We start from the raw sequence: 15,698 nt of genomic DNA on the forward strand, positions 1-15,698 counted from the left end.
AAAAATTTATATCTTTATGACTATCTCTTGGAAGATTATTGCTAATATTGCAAATATTAATTCAATTCCCCATAATATTGCGACTATTTGATATTCTTTGAATTTTCCTAGTTTCATAACTACATGAGTTAGTGAGTTAGGTTTATCATCCCAATAAAGATAACCATCGGGAGATATCTTACCAAATGATACTCCCTTAAATTTTGTTCTAGCTTTTAAGAAGAATTCTATAGCATATGGAATATAAAGGAAGAATAATGCAGTATACATATAACCAGCTATGCCAATCGAGCCTATAACAGAGCCTATAAAATAGGTTCCTATATTCCCCGGAAATATTTTTGCAGGGTACTTATTAAATAATAGGAAAGAAAAGAGAACAAATGCTAAGATTAAAGCCATTACACCAGCATAAAATGTAGGACCGTTTGATCTTAACCCTATGTAAGCTAAAGCCGAAGCCATAATTAACCCCATACCAGCACCTAAACCGTTAAGTCCCTCTAGCATGTTAAATGCATTGGCTGTTATCGTTAATACAGCAGGTAAGATAATTATGTAAAAAAATATTCCGAAGTTTACTTGCCCTAAGAATGGTATAGAGATAATAGAATGCCCAGAACTATACAATATGAGTGGAACAGAAGCAAATATGGGTAGAAAAGCTCTTATTGATTGCCTTAAGTTAAATATATCATCTAGAATACCTAAATAACCTATTAAAAGTGAAGATAAGAGGACTGAAACAATTACTTTTTCTATTATTTCTGATCTTGGGGAATCATTAGAAAATAATAGAAAAGTAAATGCTCCAGCAATAAAACCAGCAACTATACTTACTCCTCCTAAAACTGGAATCTGTGGTTTATCTGGCTTGTTTATATCTTTTCCTACGAACCCTCTACTTTTTGCTATATTAATAACCCACTTAGTTGATATATAAGTAACAAGATACCCTATTATTGCTGAGATAATGATTGTTGCCAGATTCATTTTCTCCTTTTTACCGTAAACTCTGCTAAATATTTTAAAGCCTTTCCAGCCTCATCATTTTTCCAATCAATAGACTCTAATGCTTCTATCGCTTTTCTCGCATATTCTTCAGCTTTATTATAGGCATATTCTAGAGAATATTTCCTTATAATTTCAGCTGCAGTTATAAGCTCATCTTTGCTAGCGTTTTTATTTCCTAATGCTTTTAGAAGTATTTTCTTTTCCTCATCAGTAGCTTCTTTCATAGTCTTAATTACTAGTAGTGTTTTCTTGCCTTCCCTAATATCACTATAAACCGGTTTTCCTAATTCTTTCTCGTCTGCTATGAGGCCTAAAATATCGTCAACTATTTGAAATGAAATACCTAAATTTAAGCCGTAATCTGCTAATGCTTGAATTTCTTTTTCGTTATCAGTAGCTATTAAACCACCTAAAGCTGCAGATGAAGAAAATAACATTGCTGTTTTTCTTTTTATCATATCTAAATATTCTTCCTCACTTACCGTAACTTTATCTTCAAATTGCATATCTAAAGCTTGACCTTCAGAAATAATTATTATTGCTTTCGTAAAAATTTCGAAAGCTCTAGTTATTTTGTTACTACTCATACCTCTAAAAGCCTCATTCAAAATTTCAAAAGCTTTGGCATGTAATAAGTCACCAGCCAAAATTGCCATTGGTATACCCCATTTTACATGAACTGTAGGCATTCCTCTTCTTGTTGTGTCTTCATCCATTATATCATCATGAATCAAAGTAAAAGTATGAAGAACTTCTACAGATGCACCAGCTAAGTAAGCTCTATTTAAATCTCCTCCTAAAAGGTCAGCTGATGAAACTAGAATTAATGGTCTTAATCTTTTACCTCCAGCTTTAAATAAATAAAAAGAAGCTTCATATAACTCTTGTATATCTCCTTTTAAGTATTTTTCTATATTTATGTTAACGTTTTCGACTATCCTATTAAAATAATCTTCAAAACTCATACTCTTCTCTTTCTAACACTATCATAATAAGATAAATTTATCCCTCTAGAATCAAGCCAGTTTCTTAATTCTTTTCCAATAACTATAGGCGTTTTTTTAAGTTCGCCTATGGTTTTATTACCACTTAAGAACATAGCAACCTTTAGCTCGAATATAACCTTCTTTAAAAAGTTCATTAAGGATTCTTTTCCTTTAACCGCAGCCTTTAATGCTGGTAATGCAAATCCACCAATATCTGCTCCTAATGCTATCGCTTTAGCCACTTCTAATCCATTTCTTACTCCACCGCTACCAATTATAGTTCCGTCTTGCGCAATGCTTCTTACTTCTACAATTGAGGCAGCAGTTGGGATACCCCAATCTAAAAATAATTTAGCACTTTCAGCCTTCCAATTATTTCTCCTTAACCCTCTATACATTTCAACTGAAACCCAACTTGTTCCTCCTGTTCCAGAAGTATCAAAGTATTTTATTCCATTCTCATAAAACATTTTAGTAACTTCCATTGATAATCCAGATCCAGATTCCTTAATTATAATCGGAACTTTAAGGGATTTTGAGATATCAATAAGTTTATAGAGAATTTCAATAGAATAATTTGGTTCTCCTTCTGGTTGGAATACTTCTTGAGCAGAGTTAAAATGAATAGCTATTGCATCTGCTTCAATCATTTGAATAGCTTCTTCTACTTGTTCAAGACTATAACCTTTAACAAACTGAGGAGCACCTAAATTTGCTATTATCGGAGAATTTGGTGCTTTTTTCCTAACTATGGAAAAAGTTTCTTTTGTTTCTTTTTTCTCTATAGCAATTCTCTGACTTCCTACCCCCATACCTAAACCTAATTCCTCTATTACTTCGGCTATTGTTTCATTTATTTTACCTAGTTCTGGTAAACCGCCCGTCATTCCAGTAATTATGATAGGGGCTGACATCTTTTTACCTAAGAAATTAGTAGTTGTGCTAACATCAGCTAATGAGAAACCTGGCAAGGATTGATGAATAAGAGTAACATCCTCAAATAATGTACTTCCAAATTCTACATTTTCATATAAACAGATCTCTACATGTTCTATCTTACGATTAGTTATTGAAATGTTCTTCACCCCTTAATTCAATAACACTAGCATAATTTAAATCCCAAATTATTTTCCAATCTAATCTGACGGGAGATGGGATAGAGTATAAGGAAAACCATAGTCCGTTTTCAACTCTTATTAAATTTATATCTTGTGTTTCAGCAAATTCCACCGGTAAAATTCCTAGTAAATGAATTAATGAATTATCAATATAGTTATAGTTATCAGGAAGAGGATAACTATAAAGTAACTCAATTTTAAATTTCTTTAAGTTTATAGGAACGGGATCTTCTTCGTCACGATATAAGATGTCTTTTCCTAATATCAAGGCTCTTCTTAATCCTCTTATTAATTCAGAATTATAAATTGCATCGTCAATCATACTAAGTATATCGTTCATTTCTTCATTGGAAATTGGAAGACTGCATTTTTTTATTGCCTCTTGAAAATATAGCTGCGACAAGTAAACATATTTAGTAGCATAGGGTATTTTCCCTCTTAGGTTTAAATTAACCTTACATTCGAAACCAGTAGCTTCCTTAAAATAAGTGAAAAATTGATCTGGTAATTCAGAGGGCTCAGTAATTATTTCTACATTAGTGTTCGCAAATGTTACGAGAATTGGATTATTCACACCTTTAAGTGGTATTCCAAATAGTGCTATTGGTAAACTAATCACCGAACCTCACTGAAAGATATCCTACCACAGAACTTTTATCTCCAGAAGTATCTCCAGATGTTGCATGCTTTAATACATATGGCTTCTTATTGAATTTCTTAGCTAGCATTAATACTGTCATCATTGGACCAAAACCACATGCCGTTACATCTTTTTCTTCAACAACATTAAATAAACCCTTATAATCTAGGCTTAGTATTTTTTCTATTGCCATATTATCTTTTTCTATCGTCTTTTCATGAGGCTCATAATGATTCATATCACTACTTGCTATAACTACGATATCTTTATCTTTATACTTCTGCATAATCTTAGAAATTCCCTCAGCTAAATACTCAGAAATTTCCGGTGTTTGCATCATAATTACTATTGGTACTATTTTTGTTTTTGAATCAAAGAAATATTGCAAAAAAGGAACTTGCACTTCTATCGAATGTTCATAAAGGTGAGCTTTTTCATCTATATCTATTACTTCAGATTCTCTAACTAGATCCATAGCTATTTGTTCATCAATCTCAATTTCTCCTAAAGGTGTTTTCCATTTTCCTTTAGGCCACAAGGAAACATAAGAACCCAAACCAGTATGATTAGGACCTAATATTATTACAGTGTCTGGTATGCCTTCAGAAGCTAAATAATAATAAGCATGAGCAGCAACCGGACCACTATACATATAACCAGCATGAGGGACTATAAAGAAAAGATTATTTCTTTTACTTTTTTGAGGAGGTACTTGAGGGATTTTCCCAGGTCCTAAAGGGTGTAAAAAACTCCATTCTATTTGTTTTTTTAACTTATCTTCTTCTCCTTCATAAAACGCACCAGCAACAGCTGGTAATCTTATCATTCTACTAGCCTCGTCTCAAAGTCTTCAACTCTCTGAGGAATTTCTCCTTCTGGTGGTATTTCTCTTCTCTCTCTTAAAATCTGTCTTGCTAAGACCCAATAAAGTAATGCAAGCGATTTTCTTCCTTTATTATTAGCTGGTATTATGAAATCGACAAAATCAACCTTAGCATCAGTATCTGCAAAAGCTACTACTGGTATACCAACTTTTGATGCTTCTTTTATAGCTTGTAAATCAGTTCTAGGATCTGTAGCTACTATAACTTCTGGTTCTATATGATTAGGTAATTGAGGATTTGTAAGTATTCCTGGTGGAAATCTACCTACAATAGCCCTTCCTCTAATAACTTCAGCAAACTTAGTTACCGGAGTAAAAGCATATGGTCTTGAAGTCACTGCCAGAATATTTTCTGGAGTAAAGCGAGATAAGAACCTTGCTGCTATTCTTAATCTTTCGTCAATTTTTCTTACATCTAGAACATAAAGACCTTCTGGCCTAACTCTGTAAACAAATTTCTCCATGTACTTAGTGCATGTATGTGTACCTATATGTACTCCAGCAGATAAGTATGTGTCCAATGGTACTAATAGTTCTATTACAGCTCCTTTTTCTGACTTTTGAAGTTCTGCCTTCTCTTCTTCACTTAATTGACCTTCTTTTTCTTTCTCACTCATAAATTACACCTCAAATTGGTCTAGTGTAATGAATTACCTCCTTTATAATATCTACGTGAGATAAAAGCATTCTCCTGCAACAATACCTTTTAACACCTAAATCATCTAATACTTTTCCAGGATCTTCTCCATTAGAAACTCTAGTTATGAATGGTTCCCATTTGTCACCAATAAGGGAACCACAAGTAAAACATCTAATTGGAATAATCATAAAAATTCACCTATATGCCTTCTGTCTCCATCTTCTTGCACTATATCTCATCCATTTTTCTGATTCTGTTTGCCTTGGATCACCAGCTAACATTGTCCTATCATATACCTTGTAGATCTCTTCTAATTCCTTACTTCCAGTGAATTTAACTAGCGCTCTAGCTAAGGCCATTCTAGCAGCATCAGCTTGACCCATCACTCCTCCTCCTTCAACATAAATTTTTGCATCTATAGAAGATGATATCTTCTCACCAGCTAATAATAATGGTTCCATAATTTTCATCCTTACTACTTCCATAGGAATTATTTCTAATGGTATATCATTTACAAATACTCTTCCCTTGCCTGGAGTAATATAACATCTAGCTCTAGCCATTTTTCTTCTAGCATAAGTAATTATAACTTGTGACTGCTGACTCATTGACTAAAACCTCCTAATAATTTCGATAATTCACCAACAGTTATATATTTACCTTTCAATCTTTTCACATCAGCATCCTCAAATCTTATCATTTGTTTATCCTTATATTCAGCTGGAATACCTATAAAGACTATTAAATTCTTAAACATCATTTTTCCAGATTTGTTCTTAGGTAACATACCTCTTACGGTTCTTTTTACTATATTTATGGGAGTTCTTGGTCTTTTAATTGTATTTTTTTCTGGATTTTGGAATTTTCTTACACTGAATATTAAACTATAGCCTCTTACAACTCTAGCCCTAGGCCCACTAATTATGGCTTTTTCAGCATTAACAACAACAACCCTCTTTCCTTGAATTAAGAGTTTTGCAATATGCGTAGCCATTCTTCCTAATATTTGATTTTCAGCATTAACAACAACTAATTGTTCACTCATCCTTTCATCAACCTCACATTCTTAAAATCTTTTACCTCTTCAAGTGCTTTGTATAAACTTATAACTTTTCCTCCGCTTTTTTCTATTTTTTCTTTAGCAGACTTAGAAAAAGATAAAGCTACTACTGTAACTGGATGATCTAAATTTCCAATCCCTAATACTTTCCCTGGAACAACAACTACATCATTTGGTTTAGTATACTTATTTATTTTATAAATGTTAATATAAGGACGTTGTCTACTTGGTTTTTGTAATTCTTCTGCCACTCTTTTCCATAAAGGCTTTTTCTGCTTGCTTAGTAAATCAATGAGCTTTCTAACCATTATGTTTGTACTTCCAGTCCTCGCGACCATCTTATAGACCCTCTACCAGCTTTTTTAATTGATTGAGTTTACGTAATAAACTTTTCCCAGCCTCTATTAAAATTCTCTCTGGCTTTAAACTTCCTACAGATTCAATCTCTAAAATGTACTTATTCTCTACCGCTGAGATAAAGATATTATTTTCACAATACTTTATACACTCCTCGCAAAGAGTACAAGCAACTTCATTTTTTACAAATAATTTTCCATTTTCCATTCCAAAAACCCCTTCTGGGCAAACTTCAAAAGCCTTTTCACAATTTCCCTTAACTTCTACATGAGGGTAGTATCTTACTACAGCTATACTTACTGGACTAAATTTTATATGTTCCTTTCCATATCCAAGACGTAATCTTGCTTCTAACGTAACTTTTTGCTTAGGACCTAATAAAACAATGGGTATATTCCCAGAAATAGGTACTATAGCTGGATCATCAGTCTTTAAATCTCTAGAATAAACCATCACTGTCTCTCCTTCATTTGCTCCTACATCTAAATATACTCTAGCATAACAACCATCACAATTTTCCTTACATTCAGCACATTCTTCTGGTGGTCTATAATGATCTAATGCCTCATCAGAGGAAAACGGTATCATTGCTAGTCTATGTGCCAGAATTTCATCATAAAGAGGACTATTATTTTCTATAAAATATACTTCATCTACAGCCATTACTGGTACATACAAAATTGAGGCTCTTCTTATTGAATTAACTAATTCTAAAGGATAATTCCCAACGATAAGCTTAAGAGAATTATTTTCTTTACTTAATAAAGAAATAGGCATAGTACGTCAGACTCTTCTTCCTCTTCTGCCTCCTGGCCTCCTAATACTGTCATGAGGTATTGGTGTAACATCTTCAATCCTACCAATAATAAAACCAGCTCTTGCTAAAGCTCTTATAGCTGGTTGCGCACCAGGACCAGGTGTTTTAGAACCGTAACCGCCTTGTGCTCTAACTTTTATATGTATTGCAGATATTCCCTTATCAAATGCTTCCGTAGCGGCTTTATTTGCAGCTAACATAGCAGCGTAAGGCGATGGTTTTTCTCTGTCCGCTTTAACTACCATACCACCAGAAGCTCTAGAGATTATCTCAGCACCAGTAATATCTGTTATAGTTATTAATGTATTGTTCTGAGATGCATAAACTCTAGCTATACCCCACCTAATTTCACGCCTGCTGGACATTTTCTTCACCTTGTTGAGTTGGAGGATGCTGTTTGAATGGAGAAGTTGGATAGAAGTCTATTAAATCTTCCTCTCCTCTCATAACAATATAACCTGGAGAAGTGACTCTTCTACCACCTATTGCTATATGCCCATGAACTATTAATTGTCTAGCTTGGTATATTGTTCTGGCAAGACCTTTCTTATAGACTATTGTTTGTAGTCTTCTTTCAAGATAATTTTCTTCATTTAAGCCGAGAATATCATCTAGGGTAGCATTATCTTTCTCTATTATTCCCATTCTATATAATTTTTGAATTAACTGTTTTTCTCTTGTAGATCTCTCTGCTGGGGGTAAAGCTAACAATGACCTTGCTTGGTGCCTAAACTTTCTTATTATTGTTTGGGCTAGCCATAATTCTCTTTTGTTTCTTAGCCCGTATTTACCAATAAGAACTTGCTCTTTTTCTAAGTTAATTCTTATCCAAGGATGACCTGGGCCTTCCCATTTTCTTCTGCTTTTCTTAGGATCACCCATTTAAATCACCCTTGTTTCTTTTCACCACCAGAAGAAGCTTGAGCCTTTTGCTGTTGTTGAGCAGCTTGAGCAGCCTTAGATCTTCTCACACCTACTGTAACTCCAGTTCTTCCAGTAGTCCTTGTCCTCTGTCCTCTAACCTTTAACCCTAACGAGTGTCTAACACCTCTCCAGCTCTTTATTTTCTTTTCTCTTTCTATATCATTCCTAACGTAAAATATAAGATCTGAAGTTACTAAATGCATGTCAATACCACTCTCATAATCCTTTCTTCTATTATACATCCAATTTGGCACTTCAAGTATTTTCTTATCTGTTAGATAATTTTCAATTTTCTTTATATCCTCATCACTTAGTTCTCCTAACCTTCTATCTTTATCTAAACCAAGTTTAAAAACTATCGCCCTAGCTGTATTATATCCTATGCCTTTAACCATTGCTAAAGCATAAGGCACTTTCATAGTTCCGTCTACATCCTGACCAAAAAGCCTGACTATGTATTTAAACTGCTGTTGCTGAGACATTAAATATCAACTGATACACCTAATATTTAACTCCCTTTTAAAGTTTTCAACACTTTTTCCTTTTTGGCTTTTGCAATCTGAGTAGCTAATTCTAAGCTTTTCTCTATGTAATCTTCAGTATAAGGAGAGTAGTTACCAATAACTTGCTTTATTGGAGTATAAGGAGATTCTCTAAACATAGGTTTTAACGGGGAATCAGTTTCATCAATTATTGGATAATCTTTATATTTTGTCACTTTCCCAATAATTTCAGCTCTTATTCCTGCAGAATTTAATTTATTCTTAACCAATTCAGGATTATCAGTAAATATCAAGATAGAATCTATAGATATACCGAAGGGATCAACTCTTAAATTCTGCAACATAGATAAGACTTTCTGATTAATAAGTGATAAAAATTTATTTTTGTCAATTCTTAATGTCACATTATTTTCTGAAATTTCTAAAGCTGAAGCTCTAATACCTCCATTAGTTACATCCGTCATAGAATGAATAAATTCAGATAATTCATTACTAGTGATTTTACAACTCACTAGATCTTTTATATTTAGGGTTTCATATATTACATCATAAAAACCATTATATATTGCAGTAGTCGTTATTGTACCTCCACCGTTACCCTCTGTCATAATAATATATTGTCCTTCTGCTATATTTTTTCTTGAAAAGTATTTATTTTTCACAATCCCTATTGCACCAACTCCTCCACTTATTCTTTCCCCAATCACCATATCTCCCCCAATCCTTAGAGTACTGCCAGAAAGAATTGGTATGTTTAAGGCTTCGGTTACTGTAGCAACACCGGCCTCAAAATCTAATAACATTCCTACATCACTATCATCTGACAAATGAATATCTACTATTACTCCTGCTGGTTCTGCGCCCTTTACCATTATATCCCTTAATGCAGCTTTTGTAGCATGAAAAGCAGCTAAGAATGGAAAATAAGCTAACCTAGAGTGAATACCATCTACTGATGCTATTATTCCCTTATTTATTCTAGCATCTTCATATCCTTCCAAATTTGCAATTTCTAAAATTTTATTGTGTATAATATGATCTCCTATTCCTCTGGAACCTAATCCAGCTTCACCAGCCTTAATATTTGTTCTTGGAAATTCAAAAAATTCTCCCTTTATATTTATTGATTTTTCTACTTCTTTAATTATAGCCTCAACAATTTTTTCTTTCAAAGGATAATTTTTGCCTTTATAAAATTCTATTTCCTCTATGAGTTTACGTCTAATTTCATCCTTATCTGGGTAAAGTTTTCTTGCTATTCCTTCTAAATCCATATATTCTAGTTAGTTAAATATTAGCTTATGAAGATAATTTCAAAAGAATTCACTGTAAAAACGAGAAGTAGATTTGATAGCATAGACATAACTGAGCAAGTAAGTGAAGCTATAAAGGGAATAAATAATGGGATTGCTCATGTAATAGTTAAACATACTACTTGTGCTATAATAATTAATGAAGCTGAAAGCGGGTTAATGAAAGATTTCTTGAACTGGGCTAAGAAATTAGTTCCACCAGATGGTGAATTTGAACATAATATTATAGATAATAATGGACATGCTCATGTAATTTCAGCAATAATTGGAAATTCTAGAGTAGTACCTATTATAGAAGGAAAATTAGATCTAGGGACTTGGCAAAGAATAATTTTACTCGAATTTGATGGACCTAGAACTAGGACAGTATTAGTGAAAAGTATGGGAGAATAATAGCTTTTTTACCACTTTTTTATTAATTATCTCTGATATTCCATGCCACCTGGGTTTTTCTCTATACTTGATAAGATTCAGTATTGTTATACTTCTGAATGCATAGAAAAAATAGTTAATGAATACCTCTTTTCACTAATAAAAGAAAGTAGTAGTAGTAATAATATAAAGCTATTCAACGATGATGATTCCGTAACAGAAAATGAATTCTTTAATTATTATAAATTTAGTGAAGCATTACTAGAAAAAGCTATTGAAAATGACATTGATCTCTCGATTATTATAAATGATCTTGAAGGAAAACTTGGTAAGACTCATCCAATTGTTGTTCTTTTAAAACAGTTCCTAATTGAGGAATAGAATTTTTTATTGCTTTTGCCTCTTTAACTTTGGGGATACTTACTTTGAATGTAGAGGAAAAAATTAAAATTATATCAAAAAACACAGCAGAGATAGTAACTATAGATGAGTTGAGAAAAAAGCTTGAGGAGAATCAAAAATTAAAAGGATATATAGGCTTTGAGCCTAGTGGGTTATTTCATATAGGCTGGTTAATTTGGGCACAGAAGTTAAAGGACTTAGTTGATGTTGGAGTAGATATGTCTATATTAGTAGCTACATGGCATGCTTGGATAAATGATAAACTTGGCGGGAATCTAGATAAGATTAAGCTTGCTGGGCAATATGCTATTGAAGTTCTTAATGCTTACGGCGTTGATATGTCCAAAGTTAGAATTGTTTATGCTGAAGACTTAGTTAAAGATAGCAATTACTGGGCTTTAGTAATAAGAATTGCAAAAAATACTAGTTTAGCTAGAATGAAAAGAGCTTTAACCATAATGGGAAGAAAAGCTGAAGAAGCCGAACTTGATACTTCAAAACTAATTTATCCAGCAATGCAAGTTGCTGATATATTGTATCAAGATCTCGATATAGCATTAGGCGGAACTGATCAAAGAAAGGCTCATATGTTAGCTAGAGATGTTTCTGACAAATTAGGAAAAAAGAAAGTAATTGCTATACACACTCCTCTACTTATAGGATTACAAGGGGGGCAGAGAATGGAAGGCGTTGAAGAAGACGATTACTTAGCTAGTGTAAAGATGAGTAAATCCAAACCAGAAACTGCTATATTTGTACATGATCCACCAGAAGTCGTTGAAGCAAAATTAAGAAGTGCTTATTGCCCAAAAGGAGTTGTAATTGATAATCCAGTTCTACAAATAAACAAGTATATAATATTCGCTAAAGATAATGCTACATTAAAAGTAGAAAGGGATATTAAATATGGTGGAGATATAGAATTTAAATCATATGAAGAACTAGAAAAGATATATTCAGAAGGAAAATTACACCCATTAGACTTAAAGCTTGCTACAGCGAGAAAATTAAATGAAATATTAGATCCAATTAGGAAAAAATTAGAATCAAAAACCGAATTCACACTTCTCGTAGAAGAACTTGAAAAAGGAGTAACAAGGTGAAAAAATGAAATATAACATAGTCTTAAAATTTGAAGTAGAAGGAATAGTAGATAAACCGGATGTAATAGGGGCAATATTTGGACAAACAGAAAACTTATTCGGAGAAGAATTTGATTTAAGAGAATTGCAAGACAAGGGAAGACTCGGAAGAATTTACGTTAACATAAATACTAGCAAAAACAAGACAGAAGGAGAGATAATAATACCATCTAACTTAGACCGAATAGAAACAGCATTAATAGCAGCAATGGTAGAAAATGTAGATAAAGTAGGTCCATATAATGCAAGATTCAAGCTAGTGGAAATCCAAGATATAAGAGAAGAAAAAATAAAGAAAATTATTGATAGAGCCAAAGAGATTCTAGGTACATGGACGAAAGAAAAGACATTAGATATTAAAGAGGTAATTTACGAAATATCATCAGCCGTTAAGACAGGAGAGATAATAGAATATGGTCCAGACAGATTACCTGCAGGACCAGATGTAGATAAAGACCCAGAGTTAATAATCGTAGAAGGAAGAGCTGACGTCATTAATCTATTAAGATATGGATATAAGAATGTAATAGCAATAGAAGGGGCTACTGGAAAAATACCTCAGACTATAATAGATCTTGCTAAGCAAAAGAAGACTGTTATAGCTTTTCTTGACGGAGATCATGGTGGAGACTTAATACTCAAAGAACTTTTAGCAAATAATGTAAAAATTGATTATGTTGCTAGAGCTCCTACGGGAAAAGAAGTAGAAGAATTAACTGGGAAGGAGATAAACAAATCATTAGCAAATATGATGACTGTAGCACAATATATGAAGAAACAGCAAGAAGCTCAACAGGCATTAAAAGAAGCATTAGCACCAGAAAGCCAACCCCCAATAGTTGTTTCGAAACCAACTACTCCCGAGCAAATAAAAGAAATAACAATTAAGATACCTCAACATATTATCGAAGAGATTAAAAAGTTGCCTGGAACATTAGAAGGAATAATGTTTGATGAAAATTGGAATCCCATAGAGAGGATTCAGGTCAGAGATATCGTACAAAGGCTTGAGAATTTAACTGATAATCAAAATATTAGTTACATAATATTTGATGGTGTAATAACTCAACGTCTATTAGATTTAGCTTCAGCAAAGAATATTAAACTTTTAGTAGGGGCAAGAATAGGAGGAATCTCAAAGAGACCTAAAAACGTAGAAATCTTAACTATGACAGACTTATTTACTTCTTAAAGAAACTCAAAATATCTACGCCACCAGTTTTAAGTGAACTTTCTTTTACTCCAAACCCTTCTAAAATTCTCATTGCAACTGGTATTATTTGTTTATCTATATAATATTCTACGTCAATCTTGTTTTTCTCTTTAATCAGAAAGTATGGTTCAGCTTTATCAGAAATTTTTCCAGATCCCTTTACAATAACGTAACCTATCTTAACACCTTTAGACACTAAATATCCAGCCTTTGCCGCTTTTTTAGCTGCAACTACATGAGGGGCTGTAACATCATATTCATCTAAGTTTTTATCGATCGTCTTCCATATTATTAAATCCTCTATTCTAAAGTTATACCTTCTTAAATCAAATATGACTGTTTTAACGTATTTTATTGCATCCTCAACCTTTCCAGATTTGAGAATTAGCTCAATCACATTAGTTTGAACTTGCTTAGCTAAATCACACCAGTCTCCTCTAACAGCTTCAAACCCAACAATATCTATCTTACCATCTTCAGTTAATCCAGCATAGCGTTTCTTATTCTCAGTAAAGAATACTCTTTTATATATTTTATCTATTTTAATTTCTAGCCCGAACTTGGAAGATATTTCTGTTATTAATGAATTAATATCCCCTCCTCCCTTAACAAAAATAGAATCAGTATCACCATATATTACTGTAAAACCTTTTTCTTTAGCAATTTTTGCTGACTCAGATATTATTTGTCTTCCCCAAGCCGTAACAGCTTCTGCACCCTCTTTACTGTACCATCTTGCACCCAACCAACCCATATAACCATAAAAGGCATTTGCCATTACTTTTAGAGCTCTTTGTCTCGCATCTAACACTCTCTTATCATACTCATCCATTGTTTTTTCCATTAACTTCTTTACCTCTTTTCTCTCTTGTATTAGTTTTTCAAGTACATTTTTATATAATCCTGGAGGATCTTTTCTAAATTTATGCCCCGCTGGAGAGATCCAACAATTTTCACATTCTCCCTTTACCAGCGTATCTGGACCAATGTTATATTTTATCATAATTGAGGGATACATTGACGAGAAATCTAGTACATAAACATCTTCATGTATGCCCGGTAATGGTGAGATTACTAAACCGCCTTCATAACTCTCATATTCTCTCTCCTCTTTATTTGGAATAAGTTCATTATATTTATATGCCTCTCTCATTAATAACCACTCAACTCTATGGCCAACACTAGCCATGGAAAGTTGATCTAGTGGTAATCCGCTAATTCTAGTTAGTTCAATCCCAAAGGGTATGAATACTTCTCCTAAAAGATACGCAGATTTTGCATCATCTAAGTTGTATTTAAGTAATATATCTCGTTTCTTCTCATCATCCCAATACTTCGGAATATCATACCATTCCACAATTGTTCTTTTCTCCTTAGGTAATACACCTAAATAGTCTGCTATATTTTCGAGAGTTTTAACTTTTACTTCTTGTATAGACTGCGCAAAACCATATAAGTCTACATTTAACCTCCCAGTAATCGAGTAATGTCCATAAACTCCTTGAGACGGTTCACCATTAACTCTCCTTCCTACATCTAATCTAATTCCTCTTATGTTTGCCCTTTCTAATAAATAGGGCCAATCAAAATTGTTTATATTATATCCTACAATAATGTCAGGATCATAGGTTTGTACAAAATTAATAAATTCACGTATAGCCCTTAAATCATCATACTTATCAGCTAAAAATTGTTTACCTCCTTCTTTTGTCCATACTCCAATTATTATAACAGGATCTCTCCTTGGATTGGGAGAACCATATTTATTATAAACCTCAATATCAAAGGCCAAAACTTTAAGCTCTGGTATTTTATCCTCATAAAGCTTATTTATTTTCTTTAATTCATAAACTTTTTTGACTCTAAAATTATTCTCTTTTATTTCTTCCACTTCAGCCTCAATCCAATAGAAAGGCTTTAGATTATTATCTATCGAATATCTCATGTAAAAGCGAATATCTGCCTCTAAAACACTCTTTACTCCTTTAATTTTTGCTACTTCATCTCTATATACTCTTACGTAAGCTGGAATTACTGTTTCTATTTTTAAAACCCTTACAGGTGAGCCAAAGTATTTCTTTTCTTCTACGTTTATTGAAGTAATCGGCGAGTATGGTTTACTAAGTTTTAATATCTCTTTTCTAATTTCATCAATATTATAGTTATCATCTACCAACGCATAGAAATATGGACGGAATTTTTTCTCTAATAATACAACCCTATTACCCTCTTTATCAATAGCCCAAATATAAATAACGGGTTTATTTTCAACTACATCATATGAGAAGTCAAGTATAAAGAAATTATCAATCAT

General features: G+C 32.9%; 20 protein-coding genes. 4 read left to right on the plus strand and 16 right to left on the minus strand.

Translation table 11 applies throughout. The annotated features are described in order from the left end of the window. Positions 1–6: 6 nt before the first annotated feature. Genes STK_RS11400 through STK_RS11470 form a run of 15 tightly spaced genes read right to left on the minus strand, consistent with a single transcriptional unit; the run spans position 7 to position 10,216 of the window. On the minus strand, positions 7–993 hold the full coding sequence (locus tag STK_RS11400) for an MraY family glycosyltransferase (RefSeq protein WP_010980131.1): 987 nt from the start codon (positions 991–993) through the stop codon (positions 7–9). Next, the gene (gene gds / locus STK_RS11405; RefSeq protein ID WP_010980132.1) at positions 990–1,979 is read right to left on the minus strand and encodes a geranylgeranyl diphosphate synthase; all 990 of its coding nucleotides are present in this window, start codon (positions 1,977–1,979) and stop codon (positions 990–992) included. Before gds ends, STK_RS11400 begins: the two co-directional genes overlap by 4 nt. Then, positions 1,976–3,085 (minus strand): type 2 isopentenyl-diphosphate Delta-isomerase, encoded by a 1,110-nt coding sequence (gene fni, locus STK_RS11410; protein ID WP_010980133.1) that lies wholly within the window; start codon positions 3,083–3,085, stop codon positions 1,976–1,978. Before fni ends, gds begins: the two co-directional genes overlap by 4 nt. Further along, the gene (locus STK_RS11415; RefSeq protein WP_010980135.1) at positions 3,063–3,737 is read right to left on the minus strand and encodes a hypothetical protein; all 675 of its coding nucleotides are present in this window, start codon (positions 3,735–3,737) and stop codon (positions 3,063–3,065) included. The genes fni and STK_RS11415 overlap by 23 nt, the downstream gene beginning before the upstream one ends. Continuing rightward, on the minus strand, positions 3,730–4,584 hold the full coding sequence (amrB, locus tag STK_RS11420; RefSeq protein ID WP_010980136.1) for an AmmeMemoRadiSam system protein B: 855 nt from the start codon (positions 4,582–4,584) through the stop codon (positions 3,730–3,732). The genes STK_RS11415 and amrB overlap by 8 nt, the downstream gene beginning before the upstream one ends. Next, positions 4,581–5,258, minus strand: coding sequence for a 30S ribosomal protein S2 (rpsB, locus tag STK_RS11425; RefSeq protein WP_010980137.1), 678 nt, complete (start codon positions 5,256–5,258; stop codon positions 4,581–4,583). Before rpsB ends, amrB begins: the two co-directional genes overlap by 4 nt. 10 nt (positions 5,259–5,268) lie before the next feature. Then, positions 5,269–5,469, minus strand: a complete 201-nt coding sequence (locus STK_RS11430) for a DNA-directed RNA polymerase subunit N (RefSeq protein ID WP_010980138.1) — start codon at positions 5,467–5,469, stop codon at positions 5,269–5,271. 6 nt (positions 5,470–5,475) lie between these two features. Then, positions 5,476–5,889: a 30S ribosomal protein S9 gene (locus STK_RS11435; protein WP_010980139.1), complete on the minus strand. Its 414-nt coding sequence runs from the start codon at positions 5,887–5,889 to the stop codon at positions 5,476–5,478. Beyond that, positions 5,886–6,326, minus strand: coding sequence for a 50S ribosomal protein L13 (locus tag STK_RS11440; RefSeq protein ID WP_010980140.1), 441 nt, complete (start codon positions 6,324–6,326; stop codon positions 5,886–5,888). Before STK_RS11440 ends, STK_RS11435 begins: the two co-directional genes overlap by 4 nt. After that, entirely contained in the window at positions 6,323–6,679 is a 357-nt protein-coding gene (locus tag STK_RS11445) for a 50S ribosomal protein L18e (RefSeq protein ID WP_010980141.1), read from the minus strand. The genes STK_RS11440 and STK_RS11445 overlap by 4 nt, the downstream gene beginning before the upstream one ends. Before the next feature lies 1 nt (position 6,680). Further along, entirely contained in the window at positions 6,681–7,475 is a 795-nt protein-coding gene (locus STK_RS11450; protein WP_010980142.1) for a DNA-directed RNA polymerase subunit D, read from the minus strand. Positions 7,476–7,481: 6 nt separating this feature from the next. Further along, positions 7,482–7,880, minus strand: a complete 399-nt coding sequence (locus tag STK_RS11455; protein WP_052846715.1) for a 30S ribosomal protein S11 — start codon at positions 7,878–7,880, stop codon at positions 7,482–7,484. Beyond that, on the minus strand, positions 7,864–8,397 hold the full coding sequence (locus STK_RS11460; RefSeq protein ID WP_010980144.1) for a 30S ribosomal protein S4: 534 nt from the start codon (positions 8,395–8,397) through the stop codon (positions 7,864–7,866). Before STK_RS11460 ends, STK_RS11455 begins: the two co-directional genes overlap by 17 nt. A gap of 5 nt (positions 8,398–8,402) precedes the next feature. Then, positions 8,403–8,921 carry a 30S ribosomal protein S13 gene (locus tag STK_RS11465; protein ID WP_010980145.1) on the minus strand — a complete coding sequence of 173 codons (519 nt, stop codon included), beginning with the start codon at positions 8,919–8,921 and terminating at the stop codon, positions 8,403–8,405. 26 nt (positions 8,922–8,947) lie between these two features. Beyond that, complete coding sequence (locus STK_RS11470; RefSeq protein WP_010980146.1) at positions 8,948–10,216, minus strand: AIR synthase-related protein; 1,269 nt, start codon at positions 10,214–10,216, stop codon at positions 8,948–8,950. 27 nt (positions 10,217–10,243) lie between these two features. Here STK_RS11470 and STK_RS11475 point away from each other — a divergent pair, with 27 nt between their 5' ends. From STK_RS11475 to dnaG, 4 genes are read left to right on the plus strand one after another with little or no spacing between them, the layout of a single operon-like run. Then, positions 10,244–10,648 carry a secondary thiamine-phosphate synthase enzyme YjbQ gene (locus STK_RS11475; RefSeq protein ID WP_010980147.1) on the plus strand — a complete coding sequence of 135 codons (405 nt, stop codon included), beginning with the start codon at positions 10,244–10,246 and terminating at the stop codon, positions 10,646–10,648. A gap of 42 nt (positions 10,649–10,690) precedes the next feature. Next, entirely contained in the window at positions 10,691–11,008 is a 318-nt protein-coding gene (locus tag STK_RS11480; protein ID WP_010980148.1) for a hypothetical protein, read from the plus strand. 44 nt (positions 11,009–11,052) lie between these two features. After that, the gene (locus tag STK_RS11485; RefSeq protein WP_052846716.1) at positions 11,053–12,132 is read left to right on the plus strand and encodes a tyrosine--tRNA ligase; all 1,080 of its coding nucleotides are present in this window, start codon (positions 11,053–11,055) and stop codon (positions 12,130–12,132) included. A 4-nt stretch (positions 12,133–12,136) separates the two neighbouring features. Next, positions 12,137–13,363: a DNA primase DnaG gene (gene dnaG, locus STK_RS11490; protein ID WP_010980150.1), complete on the plus strand. Its 1,227-nt coding sequence runs from the start codon at positions 12,137–12,139 to the stop codon at positions 13,361–13,363. Here dnaG and STK_RS11495 read toward each other — a convergent pair. Next, on the minus strand, positions 13,353–15,698 hold the full coding sequence (locus STK_RS11495) for a DNA-directed DNA polymerase (RefSeq protein ID WP_010980151.1): 2,346 nt from the start codon (positions 15,696–15,698) through the stop codon (positions 13,353–13,355). The genes dnaG and STK_RS11495 overlap by 11 nt on opposite strands.

Source organism: Sulfurisphaera tokodaii str. 7 (assembly GCF_000011205.1).
Lineage (GTDB): Archaea > Thermoproteota > Thermoprotei_A > Sulfolobales > Sulfolobaceae > Sulfurisphaera > Sulfurisphaera tokodaii.